Consider the following 23,292-nt stretch of genomic DNA (forward strand, 5'->3'; position numbering starts at 1 on the left):
TGGCCTCCGCCGCGGCCGGCCCGGCGGTGGGCAGTGATCAACCCTGGCGTTCTGCGTTGCTTCTTGCGGCGTCGGTGTCGCATCGCGGCCCGCCGGTCGGACTCGCCCGCTGACCGACGACCACTTAGACACCAGAAAGCCACAAACGAATGACGAATATTGCTGCCTGGGCATCGCGCGCTCTTATTACGGCCGCGATACCCGCTGTTGCGATCTCTACCGGCGCCGGGCTGGCGTCGGCGCATGTCCACGTCCAAGCCGACGACGCGCAGCGCGGCGGCTTGACGGTCCTTACGTTTCGGGTGCCCAACGAATCGAGCACCGGCGCGCTGACGACTCAACTCAGCGTCGCGTTGCCGAATGTGACGTCGGCGAGCACGGAGTCGATGCCGGGCTGGACCGCGCGACTGGACCGGGACGCCGCGGCGGGTGTCGTGCGATCGGCGACGTGGACGGCCGCACCGGGAGGCGGTGTCGCGCCAGACCAGTTCGCGTTGTTCCGCGTCGACGTGAAGCTGCCGGACACCGACAGCGTCAGCTTTCCGACCACACAGACGTATTCCGATGGCACCGCGGTGCATTGGGATCAGCCGTCACCGCCGGGAGGCAGCGAGCCCGAGCACCCGGCGCCGACGCTGACGCTGACCGCGGCCGGACGCGACCATGATGATCATCAAGCCGGCGCCCCGTCACGTGCCGCGGACGACACCACCGCCCGGTGGCTGGCCGCCGCGGGAATCGCCGTCGGGTTGATCGGAGTGGCTCTCGCGCTGATCGGCCGGCGACGAGCGTGATGCGGATCACGCGGCTAGCCGTGGCGGCCATCGTGCTTGCGCTCGTCGCGATGGCCGCCCCCGCCGTCGCGTCCGCACACGCCACGCGCATCGCCGTGGACCCACCGGAGAACGCCACACTCACCACCGGTCCGGGTCAGGTCAGCGCAACGTTCAACGAACAGCTGCAGACCTCTTTCGCCGCGATGACCGTGGTCGGCCCGGATGGGAATCTGTGGTCGTCCGGCGAGCCCCGGGTTCACGGCGCGGTGATTGCCGTGGACCTGCGTCCGCTGGGTCCCGTCGGCGCATACACGGTCAACTACCGGGTCACGTCGGCCGACGGGCATGTCGTGACCGGCTCGTGGTCGTTCCGGTTGACCGTCGCCGGCAATGGCACGCCGGGACTGCCGGCGGCGTCGTCATCGGGCGGCGCCGACGGAATGCCGGTGTGGCCGTTCGCTGTGGCCGGCGTGCTGCTGGTCGGTGCCGGCGCCTGGTGGGCGCAGCGGCGCAGGCTTGGATGAACCTGCGGGCATGGGCCGGCGGCGCACTGCTCGTCGTCGCCGCGCTGGCGGCGGCGTGGTCGCTGGCCTATCCACAGGCCGCCCCGGCATCCGCATCCGCCCGGGCGATCGCCGATTACGCGGCCGTGGCCACCCTCGGTCTTGCCGCGGTCCCGGCGTTCGATACCGGCCGCCACCGCGCCGAGTTGGCCGGACGGGCTGCGTCCCCACTGGCCGCGGTCAGCGCGGCGTGGTTGCTGACCGAAGTGATCCGTCAGCTTCTCGTGGCCGCACAGCAGGCCGCCGTGCCGTTAACAAGGCTCGCCGTACGGGCCGCATTGGAATTCGCGCTGCACACCACGCCCGGCCGAGCCGGGCTGGCCAGCATCACGTCGGCGGCGCTGGTATGCGTTGTGGTGCTGGGCTTTCCGCGATCGCCACCGCACGTGATCGCAACGATCGGGTTGGCGGCCGCCGGCGTTGTCGCCCGCGCTGTCAGTGGACACCTCGCCGAGAATGTGCTCGGTGCCGGGGCGGTCGCGCTCCATGCCCTGGCTGCAGCGCTGTGGTGCGGCGTGTTAGCCGGCCTCGTGGTGACGGTCGACCATCGCGGCCAATGGGCTCGGGTATTGCCGAGGTTTTCCCGGCTCTCGCTCGCGTGCGTGGCCGTGTTGCTGGTGAGCGGGACGGTTGCAGGGCTGCTGGTGATCCGCTCCCCCGCCGAGCTGTATGACACCGGATACGGCCGGCTGCTGCTGGCGAAAGTCGCGATGGCCGTCGTGCTGGTGGCACTCGGCTGGCGCAACCGCACCGGGTGGCTGCCGGCCGCCCGCTCGCACCGGGTGAGCGCCACCGAGTCCCGTCGGCGGTCGCTGCTTGAGCTGGCTCTCATGGTCGTCGCGCTGACCCTCGCCGCCGCTCTGGTTGTCACGGGTTAACGGCGTGGCCGCCGGTAAGGCACTGGCATGATGGGGTACCACTGCGAGAAACTGCGAAGGAGCGCACCCCATGGCAGACGAGCAGGATCGCCCCGACGACAGCGGCGCCGCCCCGCCGCCGGAGATCCCCCCTGCCAAGCGCCCGCCCGCGAAAGCCAACAAATCACCCGCCAAGAAGGCTGCGAAAAAAGCACCGGCGAAGCCCGCCAAGAAAACACCCGCCAAGAAAACACCCGCCAAGAAAACACCCGCCAACAACTCAGCGGCAAAGGCCGCCAAGAAGGCGCCGCCAAAGAAGGCACAAGGCAAGGCCGCCCCGGAATCCAAGCCGCCGATCCCGCCTCAACCGCCGATCCCGCCTCAACCGCCGATCCCGCCTCAACCCCTCGCGGCGCCCAAGCCCAGTCCAGAACCTAAGCCGAAACCCGAGCCCGCGCCGAAGCCACCGCCCGAGCCGCAACCGCCGATCGCCGCCGAGCCGCTCGCCGCGGCGACATTGGGCGACACCAACGGGGAGGCCGACAGGCTGGCCGCGGCCGCGAATGAGGCCGCGGCACAAGCCAAGTCGAACATCGACGCCGCCCCCGACAGTTTGGCGCCGGCGCGGCTGTCCTCGCCGAGCAGCTCTGCGGCCCGGTTGTCGGTCGCGGTCGCGGCGGTGCTCAGCCTGCTCGCGATACTGCTGATCCGCCGGCTGCGCCGGGACGAGGACTGAAACCGGCTTGACCCCGACGCGACGTCAGGGTCAATAGTGGCTGCCATGGACGAACGAGCGGCGGCGAGAACCGTCGGCGCCGTTGCCGCGTTGACCGGCGTTTCGGTGCGCACCCTGCACCACTACGACCACATCGGGTTGGTGGTGCCGAGCGTGCGCACCGCCGCCGGGTATCGCGGCTACACCAACGCCGACGTCGAACGGCTGCACATGGTGCTGGTGTACCGCGCCGCCGGTCTGCCGCTAGACGACATCGCCGTCGTGCTCGACGACCCGGACGTTGACGTGCTGGACCGCCTGCGTCATCAGCACGCGCTGCTGCACGAGCGGGCCGACCTGTTACACCAGACCATCAAGGCATTGGAGAAGCTCATGGACGCACACCGTTCCGGTATCCAACTCACCGCCGAGGAACAGGTCGAGATCTTCGGCACCACCGCCTTCACCGAGGAGTACGCCGCCGAGGCGCAGGAACGCTGGGGCGACACCGAGGCCTGGGGCCAGTCACAACAGCGGGCCGCCGGCTACACCAAGGAGGATTGGCGGCGCATCAAGGCCGAGGGCGACGCGCTGCTCGCCGATTTCGCCGGGGCCAAGCGCGCGGGCGCCGAGCCCGGCTCCGCACGCGCCGACGAGCTGGCGCGCCGTCACCGCGCGAGCATTGAGCGGTTCTATGACTGCGGCCCGGAGATGCACATGGCGCTCGCGTCGATGTATCTGGCCGACGAGCGGTTCAGCCGGTACTACGACGACGTCGAGCCCGGGTTGGCCCGATTCGTGCACGACGTCGTGGTGGCCGCATACTCGCAGGCGTGAGTCACGCAGTAGAGGCGCGCGCGACCGCCGACCTGGTCGACGAGTTGGGCCCCGACGTACGCAGCTGCGACACGCAGTTCCGGCAGTTCGGCGGACGCGCTACGTTCGCCGGCCGCATCAGCACCGTGCGGAGCTTCGAAGACAACGCGCTGTTGAAGTCCGTGTTGTCCGAACCCGGCGACGGCGCCGTGCTGGTGATCGATGGCGCCGGGTCGCTGCACACGGCGCTGGTCGGCGACGTGATCGCCGGGCTGGGCCAGTCCAACGGCTGGGCCGGGATCATCGTCAACGGCGCCGTGCGCGACGCGGCCACGCTACGCACGCTCGACATCGGCATCAAGGCGCTGGGTACCAACCCGCGCAAGAGCGCCAAGACCGGCCAGGGTGAACGCGACGTCGTCGTGGAGCTCGGCGGAATCCTTTTCGTGCCGGGCGATATCGCCTACAGCGACGACGACGGCATTGTCGTCGTCGCTGCGGCCGACCGTGGGTAGGCGGCCACGCCCGACCGTCGCTAGGCGGCCACGGCCGCCCGGTGGCGCGAAAACACCAGCCCGTCGTCGGCGACCTTCCCACGGCGGATCATCTGAACGTCCAACGCGTAGTTCATGTTCAGCCGCCACGGCTTGACCGCTCCCTGCTTCGGCAGGCGGTCGAGTGCGCGCAGCACGTAACCGGGCGTGAAGTCGAGCAGCGGGCGCTCCTCGACCGCGTCGCCGGGATGCTGCGGCACCACGGTGTCGTAGCCCTGCTCGTCCATGTAGTTCAGTAGCCGGCAGGCGAACTCGGAAACCAGGTCCGCCTTCAGCGTCCATCCGATGTTCGTGTAGCCGACGGTGAAGACGTGGTTCGGCAAACCGGAGAGCATCATGCCCTTATAGGCCATCGCCTGACTGAGGTCGACCCGCTTGCCATCGAGGCTGATTGTGGCGCCGCCGAATAGTTGCAGGTTCAAACCCGTTGCGGTGACGATGATGTCGGCCGGCAGCTCGGCGCCCGAAGACAGCTTGATCCCGGTCGGCGTGAACCGCTCGATGGTGTCGGTCACCACCTCCGCGCGGCCGTGACGGATGCTGCGGAACAGATCGCCGTTGGGCACCACGCACAGGCGCTGATCCCACGGGTGGTAGCGCGGCCCGAAGTGCTTGTCAACGTCGAAGCCCTTGGGCAACTGCCGCTTGACACCGAACATCAACACATTGCGCATCTGCCCGGGCAACCGCTGGCACAGCTGGTAAAACGCCGTCTGCAGAAAGATGTTCTTCCACCGGGTCATCGCGTAGGCCCCGCGCCGGGGCAGCCACCGGTTCAGCGTTGCCGCGACGACGTCCTCGTCGGGTTGGGAAACGATGTAGGTCGGCGAGCGCTGCAGCATCGTGACATGGCCGGCACCCGAATCGACAAGCGCGGGAATCAGAGTCACCGACGTCGCGCCGCTGCCGATCACGACGATGTTCTTGCCCTGGTAGTCGAGGTCCTCGGGCCAGTGTTGCGGGTGAATGATCGGGCCCGTGAAGTCTTCCTGTCCGGGGAACTCGGGCGAGTAGCCCTGGTCGTAGTTGTAGTAACCGCTGCAGACGAACACGAATCCGGCTTTGATGGTGCCTTCCGTGCCGTCGTGGTCGAAGTGCACGGTCCAACGGTTCTCGGCACTCGACCAGTCGACATTGAGCACCTTGTGCCGGAACCGGATGTGCTTGTCGACGCCGTACTCCGCGACGGTTTCGTGCAGATAGGAAAGGATCGACGGTCCGTCGGCGATGGCCTTCGCGCCGGGCCAGGGCCGAAACCGGAAGCCGAGGGTGTACATGTCGGAGTCGGACCGGATACCCGGGTACCGGAACAGGTCCCAGGTGCCCCCGAGGTCGGAGCGCGCCTCCAGAATCGTGTAACTCTTCGTCGGGCACCGGTCTTGCACATGCCACGCGGCGCTGATGCCGGAGATCCCGGCTCCCACGATGAGGACGTCGACAAATTCAGTCATGCTGTAAACGTATCAACGCCATGTCGACCAAGTCAACAGCCTGTCGAGAAAATCGACATTGAGGTAAGGTGGCTGCGTGACCTCGTCCGCCTTGCCGACTCATGACCATCCTCCGCGAAGTCGCCGTGCGTCGCGTCCGTCGGGTGACGATCGTGAGCTTGCGATCCTCACGACCGCCGAACAGCTGCTGGCGCACCGGCCGCTGGCCGAGATCTCCGTCGATGATCTTGCCAAGGGCGCAGGCATCTCCCGGCCGACGTTTTACTTCTATTTTCCGTCCAAAGACGCGGTGCTGCTGACGCTGTTCGACGGCTTGATGTGCGAAGCCGACGCGACCTTCGACGGGCTGGCCGGGAAGCTGGCGTCCGGCGATCCGCTGCGCGTATGCCGCGAAGGCATCAACGCGTTCTTCCAGACCTTCGGCCAGCACCGCGCGGTCACGCTGGCCGGCGCCGCGGCCAAGCCCGCCAACGCCGAGTTTCGCGGCGTGTGGTCGAAGTTCATGCAGAAATGGGTCGACCACACGGCCATGTTGATCCGGGCGGAACGCGAACGCGGCGCCGCGCCCGAGACCCTTCCCGCCGAAGACCTCGCGGTCGCGCTCAATCTGATGAACGAGCGCGCGATGTTCGCCGCGCTTGCCGCCGAGCCGCCGGCGATCGCCGACGAAAAGGTCGTCGACACCCTGGCCTTCATCTGGTTCACCACCATTTACGGCGCAGTCCCGACCTAATCCCGACCTAGCCCGGCGCTCGTTGTCGGACCCGGATGCGAACATATGTTCGTGTCGACATCCCGGGTTGCGACGATCCTGCACGCTGACCTCGACTCGTTCTACGCGTCGGTCGAGCAGCGCGACGACCCGTCGCTGCGCGGCCGGCCGGTGATCGTCGGCGCCGGCGTCGTGCTGGCGGCGAGCTACCAGGCCAAGGCCTTCGGCGTGCGGACCGCGATGAGCGGCCGTCAGGCCCGTCAGCTCTGCCCGCATGCGGTGGTGGTGCCGCCGCGAATGTCGGCCTACAGCGCCGCCAGCGAGGCCGTTTTCGACGTGTTTCACGACACCACGCCGGTGGTCGAGGCGCTGTCGGTGGACGAGGCGTTCCTGGACGTGTCCGGGATGCGCCGGGTGGCGGGCATGCCGATCCGGATCGCCGCGCGGTTGCGCCGCGACGTTCGCGAGCGCGTCGGCCTGCCGATCACCGTCGGAATCGCGCGCACAAAGTTCCTGGCCAAGGTCGCCAGCCAGGTCGCCAAGCCCGACGGGCTGCTGCTTGTCCCGCCGGAGCAAGAGTTGGAGTTTCTGCATCCGCTGCCGGTGCGGCGGCTGTGGGGCGTGGGTGCGGTGACCGCCGAGAAGCTGCACAGCCACGGTGTCGAAACGGTGGCCGATGTCGCCGAGCTCTCCGAATCGATGCTGGCGTCGCTGGTTGGCAGGGCGATGGGGCACCGGTTGTACTGTCTGTCACGCAACATCGACGCCCGGCGCGTGCAGACCGGCCATCGCCGACGCTCGGTCGGCGCCCAGCGCGCGCTGGGCCGCAGGCACGTGTCACCCGGCGAGCTCGACGCGACCGTGGTCACCCTCGTCGACCGGATCACCCGCCGCATGCGCACAGCCGGGCGCACCGGGCGAACCGTGGTGCTGCGCTTGCGATTTGACGATTTCGGACGCGCAACGCGTTCGCACACATTGCCGCGTGCGACGTCGTCGACCGAGCCGATCCTTGGCGTCGCGCGCGAGCTCGTCGCGGCCGCCACGCCGCTGATCGCCGAGCGTGGGCTGACACTGGTCGGCTTCACCGTCGCAAACATCGACCGCAGCGGGGCCCAGCAGCTGGAGCTGCCCTTCGATGACACCCCGGTGGATATGTTGGCCGTCGACGATGCCGTCGACCGGGTGCGCCGCCGCTACGGCAACTCAGCGATCACCCGCGGAGCACTGGTCGGCCGCGGTCCGCCGCTCGAGATGCCGCTGCTGCCGGACTGAATTAGCCGCCATCGAATGACTCCACGTCCGTGCGGGTACACCCTCGGCAGCAATGGAGGTGTGCTCATGCGGGTTACCAAGCAGCAGGCGGCGCTCAATCGGCAAAGGATTGTCGACAGCGCCATCAAACTGTTCGGCCGGCGTGGCGTGGACAGCGTCGGTGTCGCGGAGGTGATGGCCGACGCCGGGTTCACTCACGGCGGCTTCTACAACCACTTCACCTCCAAGGAGGACCTGGTGCTGCAGGCGTGCAGCACCTCCTTTGCCCGCTCCGTCGACTTCCTCAAGCAGGTCGACGTGCTCAGGCAGAACGCGCTCAATGGCGACCTCGGCGAATGGATGTCCGCGGCGATGCTGTCGGAGTCCTCGAAGGCGAGCGGGCTGGCATCGGTGTTCGCCGACGGACTGCGCGCGGTGCTGGACGTGCTGACCGAGCAGTTCGGCGACCGGCAAGGCGCGGCGACCGGGTTGGCCCGCTGCGTCGGCGCCCGGGTGATCTCCCGGGCCGTGGAGAAGGCCGACCCGGAACTGGCCGACGAATTCGACACCACGCTGCACCCGTCAGACCAGCTTGACTCGACGAAGGAGAAGTTTCAGCGGCCCGAGCGGCTCCAGGCCAGCAGCTGATCGGCCGGCCAGGTGTTGATGATGCGGTCGGCCGGTACGCCGGCGTCGAGCGCGCGCTGACACCCGTAACTCAGGAATTCGAGCTGGCCGGGCGCGTGTGCGTCGGTGTCGATCGAAAACGCACAGCCGATGTCTAGTGCCAGGTCGATCAGCCGCCGCGGCGGGTCGCGGCGCTCGGGCCGCGAGTTGATCTCTACCGCCGTGCCGTGGTCGCGGCATGTCGTGAACACCTTCTCGGCGTCGAACTTCGACTCGGGCCGCAGGCCGCGGTTGCCGTCGACCAGCCGGCCGGTGCAGTGCCCGAGCACGTCGACGACGCCCTCCGAAACCGCGCGCACCATCCGCCGCGTCATCGACGGCGCATCCATCGACAGCTTGGAATGCACGCTGGCCACCACGATGTCCAGCCGCTCCAGCAGTTCGGGCTCCTGGTCGAGGCCGCCGTCTTCGAGAATGTCGACCTCGATTCCGGTGAGAATGCGCATCGGCGCGAACTGCGTCCGCAACTCGTCGATCACATCGAGCTGCGCGCGCAGTCGATCCGGCGACAGGCCATTGGCGATCGTCAGCCGCGGAGAATGATCGGTCAGCGCGCAGTACTCGTGGCCCAGCGCCTTCGCGGCTTGCATCATCTCCTCGATCGGCGCCGACCCGTCGGACCAGTTCGAGTGGCAGTGCAGGTCGCCGCGCATCGCGGCACGTATCTCGCCCCCGCCCAAATCCTTTGCAGCCCCGCGTAATTCGACCAACACGTCCGGTATCCGGCCGGCCCAGGCCTGCGCGATCACCTTGGCGGTCTTAGGGCCGATGCCCGACAGTGTCTGCCAGCTGTTGGCCTGACCGTGGCGCTCCCGCTCTGCCTCGTCGAGCGCCTCCACCACATCGGCCGCGTTGCGGTATGCCATCACCCGGCGCGACTCCTCGCGCGCCCTGTCCTTGTAGTAGGCGATCTCACGCAGCGCGGCTACCGGATCCATGGCCCCAGTCTGCACCCAGCGCGCACACAGAAAATTGCCCTAGTGTTGACCACGTGCGATTCGCGTTCAAAACTTCACCGCAAAACACCAAGTGGCCAGAAATGCTCGCGGTCTGGCGGGCCGCAGACGACATCGACGTCTATGAGTCCGGTTGGACATTCGACCACTTCTATCCGATCTTCTCCGACTCCTCCGGTCCATGCCTGGAGGGCTGGATCACGCTGACCGCGCTAGCGCAGGCGACCAAGCGGCTCCGGATGGGCACGCTCGTCACGGGCATTCACTACCGCCATCCCGCGGTGCTGGCCAACATGGCCGCGGCGCTGGACATCATCTCCAACGGCCGGCTGGAGTTGGGCATCGGCGCCGGCTGGAACGAAGAGGAGTCCGGCGCGTACGGGATCGAATTGGGCAGCATCAGGGAGCGTCTCGATCGCTTCGAGGAAGCCTGCCAGGTGCTGATCGGTCTGCTGAGTCAGGAGACGACCGACTTCGACGGCAAGTTCTATCACCTCCAGGCCGCGCGCAATGAGCCGAAGGGGCCGCAACGGCCCCACCCACCGATCTGCATCGGCGGCAGCGGCGAGAAGCGCACTCTGCGGATCACCGCCCGCTACGCCCAGCATTGGAACTATGTCGGCGGTCCGCCCGAGGAGTTCGCCCGCAAGCGCGACGTGCTCGCCGCGCATTGCGCGGACATCGGGCGCGACCCGAAAGAGATCATGCTGTCGGCGCATGTGCGGTTGAGCCCCGACCGCAATTACGGTCAGGTGGTCGAGGACGCGGCCGCGCTCGGCAAGGAGGGGCTGGACCTCGCGATCGTGTACCTGCCGCCGCCGTACGATCCGGCGGTGCTCGAGCCGCTGGCCGATGAAATCAGGCGCTCGGGGCTTCTGGACGGCTGACTCCCGCTGGGTTGCGCGGCCAACGGATTAGCCAGAAGATAACGGTTTGGTAACGGTCAGCAAACCTTCCGGTCGCGGCGCCGCTACCGCGTGCCAAACCTGGCCGCGCCGGTGCGCCGGGAGCCTCGGAGCCGGCCTAGAAGCCGAATCGGAGCAGCTCGCCCGGGGTGATCAGGCGTTCGTCTTTGGCGGGAAACTCGTGGCTCTTCGCTGGGTGCCGAAACAATGACCAGGCGATTCGCCCTACCCGCGACCTGCTGAGCGGGGTGCGGTACACAATGAAAACTCCTGCCGTCGAGATCTTTCGGTGCTAGTTATCGCGGGGTCCTACATTACACCGCAGCACCCCGGTCTGAATATTTAACACCACGGTTAGGGCAAACTTTTGCAGCCACGCCGAGAACACGTAATCGGCGTGTCGAAAGTTCGCCAGAAAGGTTTGGGGGAATCCTACAAGCCGCCTCTGCCACGCTCGCGCAAGATCGATCGGCGCGCCGTCTGACCGCGATCCGCCGCGGCGGACGCCGCCTAACGCTGCCGCCTAGCGCTGCGGCACCGCCGTCGGCTTGATCGGGGCAGGCAGCGCCGTGGCGCCCATCAGGTAGTCGTCGACGCCGGCGGCCGCCGCGCGGCCCTCGGCGATCGCCCACACAATCAGCGACTGGCCTCGGCCCATGTCGCCGGCCACGAAGACACCCGGCACCGAGGTCTGGAAGTCGTCGTCGCGGGCGACGCCGCCGCGCTCATTGAATTCCACGCCGAGATCGGTCAGCAGGCCATCCCGTTCGGGCCCGACGAAGCCCATCGCCAGCAACACCAGGTCGGCTTCCAGCTCGAAGTCGGTGTCGGCGACCTTGATGAACCTGCCGCCGTCCATCTTGACTTCGTGCCCGCGTAGCCCGGCGACCCGGCCATCGTGGCCGATGAACTCCTCGGTGTTGACCGAGTAGACGCGTTCGCCGCCCTCCTCGTGCGCACCGGACACCCGGAACATCAGCGGATAGACCGGCCATGGGGTCGATTCGGCGCGAGTGTCCGGCGGACGAGGCATGATCTCGAACTGGTGCACGCTGATCGCGCCCTGCCGGTGCACGGTGCCCAGGCAGTCGGCGCCGGTGTCGCCGCCGCCGATGATGACGACTTTCTTGCCCTTCGCGGTGATCGGCGGCTCGCCGTCCTCGCCCAGCACCGGGTCACCCTGCTGCACCCGGTTCGCCCAGGGCAGGTACTCCATCGCCTGATGGATGCCGTCGAGGTCGCGGCCCGGGATCGGCAGTTCGCGCCACGCGGTCGCGCCGCCGGCCAGCACTACCGCATCGAATTCGGCGCGCAACTGTTCGGCCGTGATGTCGACGCCGACATTCACACCGGGGCGGAAGACGGTGCCCTCGGCCTCCATCTGCGCCAGCCGCCGGTCCACGTGACGCTTTTCCATCTTGAATTCGGGAATGCCGTAACGCAGCAGACCGCCGATACGGTCGTCCCGCTCGAACACCGTGACCGTGTGTCCGGCGCGGGTGAGTTGCTGCGCGGCGGCCAGTCCCGCTGGACCGGACCCGACGACCGCGACGGTCTTGCCAGTCAGCCTGTGCGGCGGCAGCGGCTTGACCCAGCCCCGCGCGAAGGCGTTGTCGATGATGTCGACCTCGATCTGCTTGATCGTGACCGGATCCTGGTTGATGCCGAGCACGCACGAGCCCTCACACGGCGCCGGGCAAAGCCGCCCGGTGAATTCCGGGAAGTTGTTGGTCGCGTGCAACCGCTCGATGGCATCCCACCACCGGTCGGTGCGGACCAGGTCGTTCCATTCCGGGATCAGGTTGCCCAGCGGACAGCCGTTGTGGCAGAACGGGATACCGCAGTCCATGCAGCGAGCGGCCTGCACCCGCAACCGGCCGTGGTCGAAGTCCTCGTAGACCTCTTTCCAGTCGCGCAACCGCAGCGGGACCGGCCGCCGGGCCGGTGTCTCGCGCTTGGTGTACTTGAGGAAGCCTGCCGGATCAGCCATGCGCAGCCGCCATTATCGCTTGGCTCACATCGGTGCCGTTCTGCTCGGCCTCGGCCATTGCCTGCAGCACTCGCTTGTAGTCGCGCGGCATCACCTTGACGAACTGCCGCTGCCGGTGCGGCCAGTCGGCGAGGATGCGCCGCGCCGGCACCGAGTCGGTGGCGTCGAGGTGCTTGGTGAGCATGCGGTGCAGCCATTCCAGGTCGCCGCCGTCGAGCTCCTCGAGCTCGACCATCTCGGTGTTGAGGTGGTCGGGGAATACGCCGTCGGGATCGTAGACGTAGGCCACGCCACCGGACATGCCCGCCGCGAAGTTGCGGCCCGTGGACCCGAGCACGACGACCTTGCCACCGGTCATGTACTCACAGCCGTGGTCGCCGACACCCTCGACGACGGCGTGCGCACCGGAGTTGCGCACCGCGAAGCGCTCCCCCACCACACCGCGCAGAAACGCCTCACCGCTGGTGGCGCCGAACAGGATCACGTTGCCGCCGATGATGTTCTCCTCGGCGACGAAGTCCTCGGGGGCGTTGCGGGCCGGCCGCACCACGATCCGGCCGCCGGACAACCCCTTGCCGACGTAGTCGTTGGCGTCGCCGTACACCCGCAGCGTGATGCCCTTCGGCACGAACGCGCCGAAGCTGTTGCCGGCCGAGCCGTCGAACGTGATGTCGATAGTGTCATCGGGAAGGCCTTGCCCGCCATAGGCTTTGGTCAGCTCGTGGCCGAGCATCGTCCCGACGGTGCGGTTGACGTTGGTGATTTTGGTGGAGAACTTCACCGGCGTCTGGTCGTCGAGCGCCTCGCGGCTCATCACGATCAGCTGCTGATCGAGCGCCTTCTCCAGGCCGTGATCCTGGCGTGAGCTGCAATACAGGTCCTGGTTCATGAACGCCGACTCCGGTTCGTACAGCACCGGCGACAGGTCAAGCTTGCGCGCCTTCCAGTGCTCGGCGGCCACCGTTGTATCGAGCGCGTCGACGCGGCCCACCATCTCGTTGACCGTGCGGAACCCTAACCGTGCCATCACTTCCCGAACTTCCTCGGCAACGAACATGAAGAAGTTCTCGACGAACTCGGGCTTGCCGGTGAACCGCTCGCGCAACACCGGGTTCTGGGTGGCCACGCCGACCGGGCAGGTGTCCAGATGACACACCCGCATCATGATGCATCCCGACACCACCAACGGCGCGGTGGAGAAGCCGAATTCCTCTGCGCCGAGCAGCGCAGCGATCACCACGTCGCGACCCGTCTTGAGCTGGCCGTCCACCTGCACGACGATTCGGTCACGCAATCCGTTGAGCAACAACGTCTGCTGAGTCTCGGCCAGACCGAGCTCCCACGGCGCGCCGGCATGCTTCATCGACGTCAGCGGGGTGGCGCCGGTGCCGCCGTCGTGCCCGGAGATCAGCACCACGTCGGCGTGCGCCTTGGAGACGCCCGCGGCGACCGTGCCGACCCCGACCTCGGAGACCAGCTTGACGTGCACTCGCGCCTGGGGGTTCGCATTCTTCAGGTCGTAGATCAGCTGCTTGAGGTCTTCGATCGAGTAGATGTCGTGGTGCGGAGGCGGCGAAATCAGCCCGACGCCGGGGGTGGAGTGCCGCACGTCGGCAATCCACGGGTACACCTTGCCACCCGGAAGCTGGCCGCCCTCACCCGGTTTCGCGCCCTGGGCCATCTTGATCTGCAGGTCGGTGCAGTTGGTCAGGTAATGGCTGGTGACGCCGAAGCGCGCCGACGCCACCTGCTTGATCGCGCTGCGGCGCCAGTCGCCGCCGGGGTCACGCTCGAAGCGGCGGACATCCTCGCCGCCCTCGCCGCAGTTCGACCGGCCGCCAAGGCGATTCATCGCGATCGCCAGCGTCTCGTGCGCCTCGGCGGAGATCGAGCCGTAGCTCATCGCGCCGGTAGCAAAGCGCTTGACGATCTCGCCGGCCGACTCGACCTCTTCGATCGGCACCGGCGGCCGCACGTCCTCTTTGAACTTCAGCAGGCCGCGCAGCGATGCCATCCGCTCACTCTGGTCGTCGACGAGCCTCGTGTACTCCTTGAAGATCTTGTACTGCCCGGTGCGGGTGGAGTGCTGCAGCTTGAAGACGGTGTCGGGGTTGAACAGGTGGTACTCACCCTCGCGGCGCCACTGGTACTCGCCGCCGACCTCCAGCTCCCGGTGCGCCCACTCCTCGGGTCGGTCGAGGTAGGCCAGCCCGTGCCGGGCGGCGACATCGTCGGCGATGTCGGTCAGATCGATGCCGCCGGTCGGGCAGGTCAGCCCGGTGAAGTACTCGTCGAGCAGCTGCTGCGACATGCCGATCGCCTGGAACAGCTGCGCGCCCGTGTAGGACGCCAGCGTCGAGATGCCCATCTTGGACATCACTTTCAATACGCCCTTGCCGGCGGCCTTCACGTAGTTGGCCTTGGCCTTCTCGCGATCCAGGTCCTTGATCACGCCGCGGTCGATCATGTCCTCGATCGACTCGAACGCCATGTACGGGTTGATCGCCGCGGCGCCGAACCCGATCAGCGTGGCCATGTGGTGCACCTCGCGGGCGTCACCAGACTCGACGACCACGCCGGCGTAGGTGCGGGTGCGTTCGCGGACCAGGTGGTGATGGACAGCCGCGACCGACAGCAGCGACGGGATCGGTGCGAGCCGCTCGTCGGATTCGCGGTCGGACAACACGATGATCCGCGCACCTTCGGCGATCGCGGCCGACACCTGCGCGCGGACGTCGTCGAGCGCCTTGCGCAGCCCGGCGCCGCCCTCGGCCACCGGATACAGGCAGCGGATCACCTTGGTGCTCATGCCGTGCCGACGCCCGCCGAGCTCCTGCTCGGGGTCGAGGTTGACCAGCTTCGCGAGCTCGTGATTGCGCAGGATCGGTTGCGGCAAGATGATTTGCCGACAGGAGTTCTCGTCGGGGTTGAGCAGGTCCCCCTCGGGACCGATGGTGCCCTGCAGGCTGGTCACCACCTCTTCCCGGATCGCGTCCAGCGGCGGATTGGTCACCTGCGCGAACAGCTGCTGGAAGTAGTCGTAGAGCATCCGCGGCCGCTGCGACAGCACCGCGACCGGGGTATCGGTGCCCATCGACCCGATCGGCTCGGCGCCGTTGCGCACCATCGGGGCGACCAACAGGTTCAGCTCTTCGTAGGTGTAGCCGAAGAGCTGCTGGCGCAACACGATCCGGTGATGCGGCATCCGGACGTACGGACCCTGCGGCAGCTCGTCGAGATGAATCAGCCCCTCGTCGAGCCATTCCTGGTAGGGCCGTTCGGCGGCCAGTTCGGCCTTGATCTCCTCGTCGGAAACGATGCGGCCCTGCGCCGTGTCGACCAGGAACATGCGTCCGGGCTGCAGCCGCATCCGCTTGACCACCGTGGACGGATCCAATTCGAGCACACCGGCTTCCGACGCCATCACGACCAGGCCGTCACTCGTCACCCAGATCCGGGACGGCCGCAGGCCGTTGCGGTCCAGCACGGCGCCGACCACGGTGCCGTCGGTGAACGTCATCGACGCCGGGCCGTCCCACGGCTCCATCAACGACGAGTGGTACCGATAGAACGCCCGCCGCGCGGGGTCCATCGACTCGTGGCGTTCCCATGCCTCGGGGATCATCATCAGCACCGCGTGCGCGAGGCTGCGCCCACCCAGGTGCAGCAGCTCGAGCACCTCGTCGAACCGGGCGGTGTCGGAGGCGCCCGGCGTGCAGATCGGAAAGAGCTTCTCGACGTCCTGCTCGGAACCGAATATGTCGGTGCGGATCAGCGCCTCGCGCGCGCGCATCCAGTTCTCATTGCCGGTGACGGTGTTGATCTCGCCGTTGTGGGCGATCCGGCGAAACGGATGCGCCAGCGGCCACGACGGGAAGGTGTTGGTGGAGAACCGGGAGTGTACGATGCCCAGCGCGCTCTTCAGCCGGTCGTCTTGCAAGTCAAGGTAGAACGCCTTCAGCTGCGGCGTGGTCAGCATGCCCTTGTAGATGAAGGTCTGGCCGGAAAGACTTGGGAAGTATACGGTTTCGCGTCCCGGGCCGTCCTGGCCGGGGCCCTTGGTGCCGAGTTCGTGCTCGGCGCGCTTGCGCACCACGTAGGCGCGCCGCTCCAGTTGCATGCCGGACGCGCCGCCGATGAACACCTGACGAAAGGTCGGCATCGCGTCGCGCGCCAGGGCGCCGAGCGACGACTCGTCGGTGGGGATGTGCCGCCAACCGAGCACCTGCAGGCCCTCGGCCTCGACGATCTTCTCCACGGCCTCGCACGCGGCCGCCGCATCCTTGGACGACTGCGGCAAGAACGCCATGCCGGTCGCGTAGCTTCCCGGCTCGGGGAGGTCGAAATCCACCACAGCGCGTAGGAATTCGTCCGGCACTTGAAGGAGGATGCCCGCGCCGTCACCGGTGTGCGGCTCGGCTCCCTGGGCGCCGCGATGCTCGAGGTTCAGCAGGGCGGTGATGGCCTTGTCGACGATGTCGCGGCTGCGGCGGCCGTGCATGTCGACCACCATGGCAACGCCGCACGAATCGTGCTCGAACGCGGGGTTGTACAGCCCGACGCTACTCGGTGCCATTCTTACCTAACCCTTCGCGAAAGCTCCTCCACCTGCCGATGGTTCCGCGCCCCCGTAGGTAGCGGGCTCGGCCCCTCGGAACCCCGCGAAGGGAGCGCACCGTGCCTCGTTGAACGATGCGCTTTTCCCAGTCGCGACAAGTGCAGAAAACGATATGACAAACAACGCCTGACATGCCAACTTAGCCAACCCTAACTAGGCGCTCGGTCCGCCGGCTCCCCCGCCGTGCCTTCCGCCGGATTAGCCTGTGCGCCTTGCGATTCTGCACGCCATCAACGCTACGCCGTTAAAGCCGATATTCGCTAGAAAGTTTGCCCCAGGTCGGCGGTGATCCGGCCCACGACCCCAAAATTAGCGCATACCAGCTGGTAGTGGCCTTGGTTAAGAATGCATACGTTCCGAATTTTAGAGTTTACTGAGAAGCTGTGGCCTGCGCCACGTCGGCGTTGACCGCCGCGGTGGCCCCGACCGAACTACGCCCTCGGTGCCGTTGCGTGTCGCCATGATTGGTTCCACACCACCGCTCGAAACCGAGGCCGGGTTGTGCGTCCGGTTCACCACGTACGCGGGCTCGACGGGAATGATGACCCCCGCCCACATGCCCTGGGCACCGGTCCAGCCGGGGTTGGGTTTCTATTCATAAACGTAGCAGCGATACGGCAACACGGGACCTGGCGGTTTTCGGCCGGGCCGGCTGGGATCGGGGCGGGCCGGGGCCCCTCCGTGGCATGGCCGATACTGGACTGGCGATGCAGAACCAACCGGCCCCTTTCCGTCGGCCCAGACCATGAGCAACCTCGACCCCGCCCCACCGGAACTGGCTTGCGCACCATCACCGGGCGCAAGCGTCGAGGTGCTGCATCCGCGTGAAGTTCCGCTGGGCGGCCCGCGTGCGATCCGCGTGCGGCGCACGCTGCCTCAGCGACAGCGTTCCCTTGTCGGCGCGTGGTGTTTCGCCGACCACTACGGACCGCACCATGTGCGCGAGTCGCACGGCATGGCTGTGGCGCCCCACCCGCACACCGGATTGCAGACGATCAGTTGGCTTTTCAGCGGCGAGGTCGAACATCGCGACAGCAACGGCGTGCATGCCCTGGTGCACCCGGGCGAGCTGAACCTGATGACCGCAGGGGCGGGTATCTGCCACTCCGAGGTCTCCACCCACAACACCACCGTGTTACACGGCGTACAGCTTTGGGTAGCTCTGCCCGACGCCGACCGCGATACCGCCCGCCGCTTTGATAATTATCTGCCCCAACCTGTTTCGGCTAACGGCGCCACGTTGCGGGTATTTCTCGGCGAGCTGGCCGGCGGACGGTCGCCGGTGCGCACGTTCACGCCGCTGCTGGGCGCCCAGATCGATCTGGACGCCGGGACCGGCATCACGCTCGATTTGGATCCGGCGTACGAACATGGCGTGCTGCTCGATCGCGGTCGGATCGAAGTGGCCGGAGCTCGGCTCGACGTCGGCGACCTCGCCTGCCAGGGAACCGGCCACCGCTCGGTCACGATGCGCAACAATGGCGACGAGCCCGCGCGGGCGCTGGTGCTTGGCGGCGCACCGTTCGATGAGCAGTTGGTGATGTGGTGGAACTTCGTCGGCCGCAGCCACGACGAGATCGTTCAGTACCGCCGGCTGTGGGAGTCGCACGACGAGCGGTTCGGCAGCGTCGACGGATACGTCGGCTCGCCCGCCCGGCTGCCGGCCCCGCCCCTGCCCACGACCCCGCTGCGGCCGCGCAGAGCCGCCAGCAGAAAGGCTTCACAATGACGACGGACAAGACCGGTGCCCCGACGACGGTTACTCGGGGCCAGGACAAATTCGAGATCGCGGTGAACGGCGAGACGGTGGGGCTGGTGAAGTTCGTCGATCGCGCGCAGCAGCGCGTGTTTCTGCATACCGAAGTGGCCGATGAATATGCGGGCCGCGGCCTCGCAAGCATTCTCGTGGATGAGGCACTCAAGGCGACCAGGGATGAGGGGCTGCGCGTCGTCGCGGTCTGCCCGATGGTCGCGGCGTTCCTGGACAAGCACAACGAGTTCGACGCCATCCGCGATCCGATCAGCGACGACCTCGTGGACTGGCTGGAAAGTAGTTAGCACCCAGCGCGGGCTGCCGCTTGACGGCGCGACACCGGGATCTTGAACTGCATCACCCGGTACGGCCAGCCGGCATCGGGCCCCTCGGTCTTCCACTGGCTCAGCAGGATGTGGAATCCGCGGTCTAGCGTCGAGCCGGGGACGATCGACGGCCCGTAAAGCTGCGCGACCGCGTCGTCGCCCTCGTGCCCCCAACCGGTCCCGCGGATCGGTGTGCTCTTGGGCACCGCGCAGAGGTTGTCCGTGATGTTGGTGAACACCCGCACGCCAATGTCGTATCCCTCGACGTCGGACGTGTCGAAGGCGACGAGCACCCACTGGCCCTGGATGCGCCGCAGGCACGATTCTCCGAATTTGCCGTGCGCACCCGCTGCCTCGAGCACCGGCGTCGGTTCGTTCCCCCACGCCCATACGTTGTCCTTGACACCCCAACCCACGTAGGCTCTCGGGTCCGCGATCTCGTCGCGGGGCACCCGCCGCAGGATTACGGGCTTGTCGCGCTGGAAGCCGGTGGACATCACATAAACCCACCCGTCTTCGCACACGTCCCAGGTCCACAACTGCGCGAGCCCATTGTGAAGCCGCGCATCGAATTTCGCGCCGGTGTGCTGCCAGGTGCGACCGTCGTCGGTCGATTTCCAGATTTCCGTCCAGACAACGTTGCCGAGACCCTTGTTCACGATCACGTGCACATACATCGTGTCGCCGACGGTGATGACGTCAGACGGCAGGACGGTGGAGAACATCGGATTGTCGTGCTGGTAGTCCCACAGCTGAGCCGCATAACCGGGAACGCCGCCGGCCGGCTGACTCCAGACAATGCCGTCGTCCAGCTTCTTGGTGTCGGAGAACAAGCCGACCGGTGCGCGCCAATCACCGGCACCGACTCGCGGTCCGCGGAATGTGTCCCCGAATATCGCCAGTATGCGACCCGACGGGGTGCGTGCCATCACGCCCAAATCCGTTGCGGCCATGCCGAACCGGTCCGTCAGCCCCGGTCCGGTGACATCCCCTATCTTCTTCGACTGACCGACTGTCGGTCCGGGATCGACCGGCTCCGCCGGCTTGCGGCTTGGCTCAACGCGCCTTCGCGCGGTCGCTGATCGTGATTCGCAGCTTGGCCTGCTTTCCCAGTACGGCCAGTGACTTCGCAGCATCCGGGAACTCTAGCTCGAATTGCCACGACCCGTCTGGCAGCGACGTGACTGTGCACGGCTGCTGAGTCTTCGCCGGTTCGAAATCCTCAACCGCTCCGGGAATTTCAGAGTTCCACTTGGCCCAGGCACGCAAACCCCGGCCCGAGTCGTCCGGCCCGACGTCGAATATGGCTGAATCCGCCCAGTCGGCTACCTGTTCGAGATGTTCACTGAAGTCAAAGAAGCTGTTGCGTTCGTTGAGCTTTATCACCCGCAGGGTCAGGGCGTATCTGCTGACCCCGCTGTGCCTGGCGACGACTTCCTCCTCCACCGTCAGCACATCCCGCACCGGGGTCGTCAGGTCGAGCAGGAACGTCGTGAGCAATGGCACGGGATGGTCAGGACTGTCGTGCAGTCGTTTCAGTTCATCGTTGAGCTGAATCGGACTCTGTTGGTCGGACCGCTGCTCGCTGAGAACCACCGAGAGCCCGCGGACCGCCAACCGCATCTCGAGCTGCCAGATCGGCGAATCGCCGTCTCGATTTTCCTCGTCGATCGGATACCTGGGCAGGTCGGCGAGATCGACTTGCACCTTCCAGCGCCCGAAGAGGAACCGTCGCAGGTTCTGATATCCCTCCTCGGAATTGACTTCGCCATACGGACCCGAATGCGCCTTGTAGACGAAAGCGCGATGAGCGTCGCGGACGTAGGCGTCTTCGATGCGCACGAGCCCGTCGCTCTTGGGGCCGACAACCTTGCGTGATACCCCGTAGTCCTTCGAATCGGTGCCGATCAGGCAGAAGATGTTGTCTGTGTCGAAGGCCTCGTCAGGGATCGACTGGGGGTCCCAGTGGTCATCGTCTGCTGGCTCGTCGCCATACGTATGCCCCGGCACGAGGTAGCCGAACATGTTGTCTGGCGCGAAGATATCGGAGCCTGCCGGCCCGATGACGTCCTCGAACCAGTTGAGCACCGTGCTTTCGAAGACGATGCCGCCGTGCGGGGTTCCGTATGTGAAGAACTTGGCGACGAGCTCTTTCGGGTCCTTGTTCTTGAGGCGCGCGCGTTTTTGGATCATGCAGCGGGCGACCAGGCCACCCATCGAATGCGCGACAAGGTTGACCCGCTTGTCATCGCCCTTGACCTTCTCGCGCACCAACTCGATCAAATCCAGCAGGCCGTCCGCAGCATCCTCGATGTTGAATCCCTTCGCCGTCACCCGGCGTTCCACCTCATTGACCGCGCCTGCGACCGGCCCGCGGTCGGGCTGCTGGGCGAAGGTGGTGGCGGCCTGGTCGTAGAAGCGGTACACCCAGATCGAGTTTGCGGCGATGGCGCCCGGCCTGCTGTTTTCCAGAAACGCCCGTTGGTCTCCGTGCACCAGCAGCTGATAATCATGATCGATCATCAACCGCAGCAGCGGTCCCTCGAATTGGTAGAACTTCGGTTCATCCCGACCGACGCGAACGTGAGTCGCGCCGTGATTGAAGCCATAGAATGGGTCGTCGACTTGAGCGTCGATGCCCGCCGTCGAGCCGGCATAGCCGCGAATATAGATGATCGGCAGTCGGTCCATTACTCCCCCTTGTACAGCGTTTCACTACGGTGCCGACCCTAGGGGAAGGGGTGGTAGCACGTTTATCGGTTCGCGCAATTCGCGTCGCTTTTCGGCGAGTTGATTGATTAGGAAAATATCGTGGTGCGCGGTGGGAACCCGCCACTTTATTTACCATTCACCGTGCGTATACCGACCACGCCGGTCAAGTTGGTGCGCCGCTCAGCGCAGCGTCACATGGTCAGCTTGATCGGCGCCGGCGCCGACGTGATTTTGTCGAGCACCTCGATATTTCTCGCGATGTCCCGGCTCTCCCGGGCGGCGATCGCCTCGACGATTGAGTCGATCAATCCGACCAGCCCGGGTGGGTCATACATCAGTTCTCCTCGCTCTGCCACGTGGCGATCCCGCGCCCAGATCGTGGCGGGCCGCGCAAAACCGGGCTCGAGGGCCAGGACCACGGCGAACCGCCACGCGCTGTCGCGAAATTGCTTGACCGCCTCGTTGATCAGCAGTATTTCGTGCTCCATCAGTACGGCGTAGAGGTCGGCCAGCGCAGGCGACAACTGTCCGATGCTGGCGACAACACCGTTTACCTGGCTGGCCAGGACGGCGTTGATCCGATAGAAGTCGTCCTTCAGGGTCGGCAACCGCGGCCCGGGATTGATCGTTGCTGCGACGATTCCGAGGTCGAGAACGATGTGTGCGTTCACCCCGCCGAGCATGTGTTGCACAATGATCGGTTCCTCGCGGCCTGCCGCCTCGAAAGTCACCCGCCACGATGATGTTGGCTTGCGGAATTTTTCCGGGTGAAAGTATCCGTTCAGCGCGTCGAGGTAGCGGCTGGCGAATGCGACGTCGAAGCGCTCCATCCGCGGTCCGTCATCAAACGCGCCCTGGTTGAGTGCGGTGCCGACGGCGATCGTTATCCGCTTGTATAGCGCGGCGAAATAGCCGAGCCGGCTCGACGTGGCGATCGACCAGTCAATAACGGATGCGAGCGCCTCGACGACCTCATCCAGGTGCTGGCAGGGCGGTATGGGTGGCGGTGGCGGCGGCTTTATCGGCATGCTCAAAAGTATGACGCAGAATGCCTTTCGCGTCCTCGCGTCCTCGCGGACGGCGGGCGCGGGATTTTCGTCTTCGATTTATCGTGCGGTCCGGTAAGCGTTAACCACGTCGGCGGGAATCCTGCCCCGGTGACCGATCTTGTAACCGCTTCGCCGGGCCCATTCGCGCACGGCGGCGAGCTCATTTTGATCACCCCGCGACCTGCCCGCACGACCACTGCGGCGTCGGCGAGCTTCCCCGGTCCGCCGACCGGCATCGATCCATGGCTTCAGGTCGCCGCGGATTTTCTTGGCGTTCTTTGACGAGAGATCGATCTCGTAGCGGACACCGTCCAACGCGAATGTCACGGTTTCCGCGGCGGGCTTTCCGTCGAGATCATCGACGAATGCGACTGTGACTTTCTGGGCCATCTGCTGACCGCCCTTCATATTGTTGCCAGCGTAAATATACCGCCGGCCGCGCTGAAGGGGCGAGGCGAAACGTTTCACTAGGTTCGGTGTGGGCGAAGGGGGACTTGAACCCCCACGTCCCGAAGGACACTGGCACCTGAAGCCAGCGCGTCTGCCATTCCGCCACTCGCCCCGAAACAACCGGTGGATGCTACCACGCTACCGGGCA

The 23,292-nt window shown here is 66.4% G+C and carries 20 protein-coding genes and 1 tRNA gene; 12 read left to right on the forward strand and 9 right to left on the reverse strand.

Annotation, left to right across the window (positions count from 1 at the left end):
• Positions 1–149 precede the first annotated feature (149 nt).
• The 6 genes from VE759_RS17325 (at position 150) to rraA (ending at position 4,242) form a co-directional block, all read left to right on the forward strand.
• Entirely contained in the window at positions 150–794 is a 645-nt protein-coding gene (locus VE759_RS17325) for a YcnI family protein (protein ID WP_324934673.1), read from the forward strand.
• Complete coding sequence (locus tag VE759_RS17330; RefSeq protein ID WP_414687945.1) at positions 794–1,300, forward strand: copper resistance CopC family protein; 507 nt, start codon at positions 794–796, stop codon at positions 1,298–1,300. Before VE759_RS17325 ends, VE759_RS17330 begins: the two co-directional genes overlap by 1 nt.
• Complete coding sequence (locus VE759_RS17335; protein WP_324934675.1) at positions 1,297–2,217, forward strand: copper resistance D family protein; 921 nt, start codon at positions 1,297–1,299, stop codon at positions 2,215–2,217. Before VE759_RS17330 ends, VE759_RS17335 begins: the two co-directional genes overlap by 4 nt.
• Before the next feature lie 70 nt (positions 2,218–2,287).
• The gene (locus VE759_RS17340) at positions 2,288–2,932 is read left to right on the forward strand and encodes a hypothetical protein (protein ID WP_324934677.1); all 645 of its coding nucleotides are present in this window, start codon (positions 2,288–2,290) and stop codon (positions 2,930–2,932) included.
• Between the two features lie 45 nt (positions 2,933–2,977).
• Positions 2,978–3,748 (forward strand): MerR family transcriptional regulator, encoded by a 771-nt coding sequence (locus tag VE759_RS17345; protein WP_324934679.1) that lies wholly within the window; start codon positions 2,978–2,980, stop codon positions 3,746–3,748.
• A complete protein-coding gene (gene rraA, locus VE759_RS17350) occupies positions 3,745–4,242 on the forward strand; it encodes a ribonuclease E activity regulator RraA (protein WP_324934681.1) in 498 nt (165 codons plus the stop codon). Before VE759_RS17345 ends, rraA begins: the two co-directional genes overlap by 4 nt.
• A 20-nt stretch (positions 4,243–4,262) precedes the next feature.
• Here the strand turns inward: rraA and VE759_RS17355 are convergent, their stop codons facing one another.
• Complete coding sequence (locus tag VE759_RS17355) at positions 4,263–5,732, reverse strand: NAD(P)/FAD-dependent oxidoreductase (protein ID WP_324934683.1); 1,470 nt, start codon at positions 5,730–5,732, stop codon at positions 4,263–4,265.
• Positions 5,733–5,808: 76 nt separating this feature from the next.
• Here VE759_RS17355 and VE759_RS17360 point away from each other — a divergent pair, with 76 nt between their 5' ends.
• From VE759_RS17360 to VE759_RS17370, 3 genes are all read left to right on the forward strand, one after another.
• Positions 5,809–6,465, forward strand: coding sequence for a TetR/AcrR family transcriptional regulator (locus VE759_RS17360; RefSeq protein ID WP_324934685.1), 657 nt, complete (start codon positions 5,809–5,811; stop codon positions 6,463–6,465).
• Between the two features lie 45 nt (positions 6,466–6,510).
• Entirely contained in the window at positions 6,511–7,719 is a 1,209-nt protein-coding gene (gene dinB, locus VE759_RS17365; RefSeq protein WP_324934687.1) for a DNA polymerase IV, read from the forward strand.
• Positions 7,720–7,785: 66 nt separating this feature from the next.
• Positions 7,786–8,346, forward strand: a complete 561-nt coding sequence (locus VE759_RS17370; protein WP_324934689.1) for a TetR/AcrR family transcriptional regulator — start codon at positions 7,786–7,788, stop codon at positions 8,344–8,346.
• Here VE759_RS17370 and VE759_RS17375 read toward each other — a convergent pair.
• Positions 8,313–9,323: a PHP domain-containing protein gene (locus VE759_RS17375; protein ID WP_324934690.1), complete on the reverse strand. Its 1,011-nt coding sequence runs from the start codon at positions 9,321–9,323 to the stop codon at positions 8,313–8,315. The genes VE759_RS17370 and VE759_RS17375 overlap by 34 nt on opposite strands.
• A 53-nt stretch (positions 9,324–9,376) precedes the next feature.
• Between VE759_RS17375 and VE759_RS17380 the strand changes: the two genes are divergently transcribed.
• Positions 9,377–10,228, forward strand: a complete 852-nt coding sequence (locus VE759_RS17380; RefSeq protein WP_324934692.1) for an LLM class F420-dependent oxidoreductase — start codon at positions 9,377–9,379, stop codon at positions 10,226–10,228.
• 541 nt (positions 10,229–10,769) lie between these two features.
• On the opposite strand, the gene VE759_RS17385 is transcribed toward VE759_RS17380, so the two are convergent.
• Positions 10,770–12,236, reverse strand: coding sequence for a glutamate synthase subunit beta (locus VE759_RS17385; protein ID WP_324934694.1), 1,467 nt, complete (start codon positions 12,234–12,236; stop codon positions 10,770–10,772).
• Positions 12,229–16,812: a glutamate synthase large subunit gene (gltB, locus tag VE759_RS17390; RefSeq protein ID WP_324934696.1), complete on the reverse strand. Its 4,584-nt coding sequence runs from the start codon at positions 16,810–16,812 to the stop codon at positions 12,229–12,231. Before gltB ends, VE759_RS17385 begins: the two co-directional genes overlap by 8 nt.
• Before the next feature lie 787 nt (positions 16,813–17,599).
• On the opposite strand from gltB, the gene VE759_RS17395 reads away from it, so the two are divergent.
• Positions 17,600–18,583, forward strand: a complete 984-nt coding sequence (locus VE759_RS17395; RefSeq protein ID WP_324934698.1) for a pirin family protein — start codon at positions 17,600–17,602, stop codon at positions 18,581–18,583.
• The gene (locus VE759_RS17400; protein WP_324934700.1) at positions 18,580–18,912 is read left to right on the forward strand and encodes a GNAT family N-acetyltransferase; all 333 of its coding nucleotides are present in this window, start codon (positions 18,580–18,582) and stop codon (positions 18,910–18,912) included. Before VE759_RS17395 ends, VE759_RS17400 begins: the two co-directional genes overlap by 4 nt.
• On the opposite strand, the gene VE759_RS17405 is transcribed toward VE759_RS17400, so the two are convergent.
• The 5 genes from VE759_RS17405 to VE759_RS17425 form a co-directional block, all read right to left on the reverse strand.
• Positions 18,909–19,928 carry a DUF4185 domain-containing protein gene (locus tag VE759_RS17405; RefSeq protein WP_324934815.1) on the reverse strand — a complete coding sequence of 340 codons (1,020 nt, stop codon included), beginning with the start codon at positions 19,926–19,928 and terminating at the stop codon, positions 18,909–18,911. The two genes, VE759_RS17400 and VE759_RS17405, sit on opposite strands and share 4 nt — an antisense overlap.
• Positions 19,929–19,989: 61 nt before the next feature.
• On the reverse strand, positions 19,990–21,624 hold the full coding sequence (locus VE759_RS17410) for a hypothetical protein (RefSeq protein WP_324934702.1): 1,635 nt from the start codon (positions 21,622–21,624) through the stop codon (positions 19,990–19,992).
• 212 nt (positions 21,625–21,836) lie between these two features.
• Positions 21,837–22,673 (reverse strand): DUF5995 family protein, encoded by an 837-nt coding sequence (locus VE759_RS17415; RefSeq protein WP_324934704.1) that lies wholly within the window; start codon positions 22,671–22,673, stop codon positions 21,837–21,839.
• A 78-nt stretch (positions 22,674–22,751) separates the two neighbouring features.
• Positions 22,752–23,084 carry an Lsr2 family protein gene (locus VE759_RS17420; protein WP_324934817.1) on the reverse strand — a complete coding sequence of 111 codons (333 nt, stop codon included), beginning with the start codon at positions 23,082–23,084 and terminating at the stop codon, positions 22,752–22,754.
• A gap of 89 nt (positions 23,085–23,173) precedes the next feature.
• Positions 23,174–23,256 (reverse strand) — tRNA-Leu (locus tag VE759_RS17425).
• Between the last annotated feature and the right edge of the window lie 36 nt (positions 23,257–23,292).

The sequence above is a fragment of the Mycobacterium sp. genome, assembly GCF_035640695.1.
Lineage (GTDB): Bacteria > Actinomycetota > Actinomycetes > Mycobacteriales > Mycobacteriaceae > Mycobacterium.

Bases quoted from the DNA above. Each gene is read 5' to 3' on its own strand.
- VE759_RS17325 (WP_324934673.1), top strand. From the start codon at position 150: ATGACGAATATTGCTGCCTGGGCATCGCGCGCTCTTATTACGGCCGCG.
- VE759_RS17330 (WP_414687945.1), top strand. From the start codon at position 794: ATGCGGATCACGCGGCTAGCCGTGGCGGCCATCGTGCTTGCGCTCGTC.
- VE759_RS17335 (WP_324934675.1), top strand. From the start codon at position 1,297: ATGAACCTGCGGGCATGGGCCGGCGGCGCACTGCTCGTCGTCGCCGCG.
- VE759_RS17340 (WP_324934677.1), top strand. From the start codon at position 2,288: ATGGCAGACGAGCAGGATCGCCCCGACGACAGCGGCGCCGCCCCGCCG.
- VE759_RS17345 (WP_324934679.1), top strand. From the start codon at position 2,978: ATGGACGAACGAGCGGCGGCGAGAACCGTCGGCGCCGTTGCCGCGTTG.
- VE759_RS17355 (WP_324934683.1), bottom strand. From the start codon at position 5,732: ATGACTGAATTTGTCGACGTCCTCATCGTGGGAGCCGGGATCTCCGGC.
- dinB (WP_324934687.1), top strand. From the start codon at position 6,511: ATGTTCGTGTCGACATCCCGGGTTGCGACGATCCTGCACGCTGACCTC.
- VE759_RS17370 (WP_324934689.1), top strand. From the start codon at position 7,786: ATGCGGGTTACCAAGCAGCAGGCGGCGCTCAATCGGCAAAGGATTGTC.
- VE759_RS17375 (WP_324934690.1), bottom strand. From the start codon at position 9,323: ATGGATCCGGTAGCCGCGCTGCGTGAGATCGCCTACTACAAGGACAGG.
- VE759_RS17385 (WP_324934694.1), bottom strand. From the start codon at position 12,236: ATGGCTGATCCGGCAGGCTTCCTCAAGTACACCAAGCGCGAGACACCG.
- gltB (WP_324934696.1), bottom strand. From the start codon at position 16,812: ATGGCACCGAGTAGCGTCGGGCTGTACAACCCCGCGTTCGAGCACGAT.
- VE759_RS17395 (WP_324934698.1), top strand. From the start codon at position 17,600: ATGAGCAACCTCGACCCCGCCCCACCGGAACTGGCTTGCGCACCATCA.
- VE759_RS17400 (WP_324934700.1), top strand. From the start codon at position 18,580: ATGACGACGGACAAGACCGGTGCCCCGACGACGGTTACTCGGGGCCAG.
- VE759_RS17410 (WP_324934702.1), bottom strand. From the start codon at position 21,624: ATGGACCGACTGCCGATCATCTATATTCGCGGCTATGCCGGCTCGACG.
- VE759_RS17415 (WP_324934704.1), bottom strand. From the start codon at position 22,673: ATGCCGATAAAGCCGCCGCCACCGCCACCCATACCGCCCTGCCAGCAC.
- VE759_RS17420 (WP_324934817.1), bottom strand. From the start codon at position 23,084: ATGGCCCAGAAAGTCACAGTCGCATTCGTCGATGATCTCGACGGAAAG.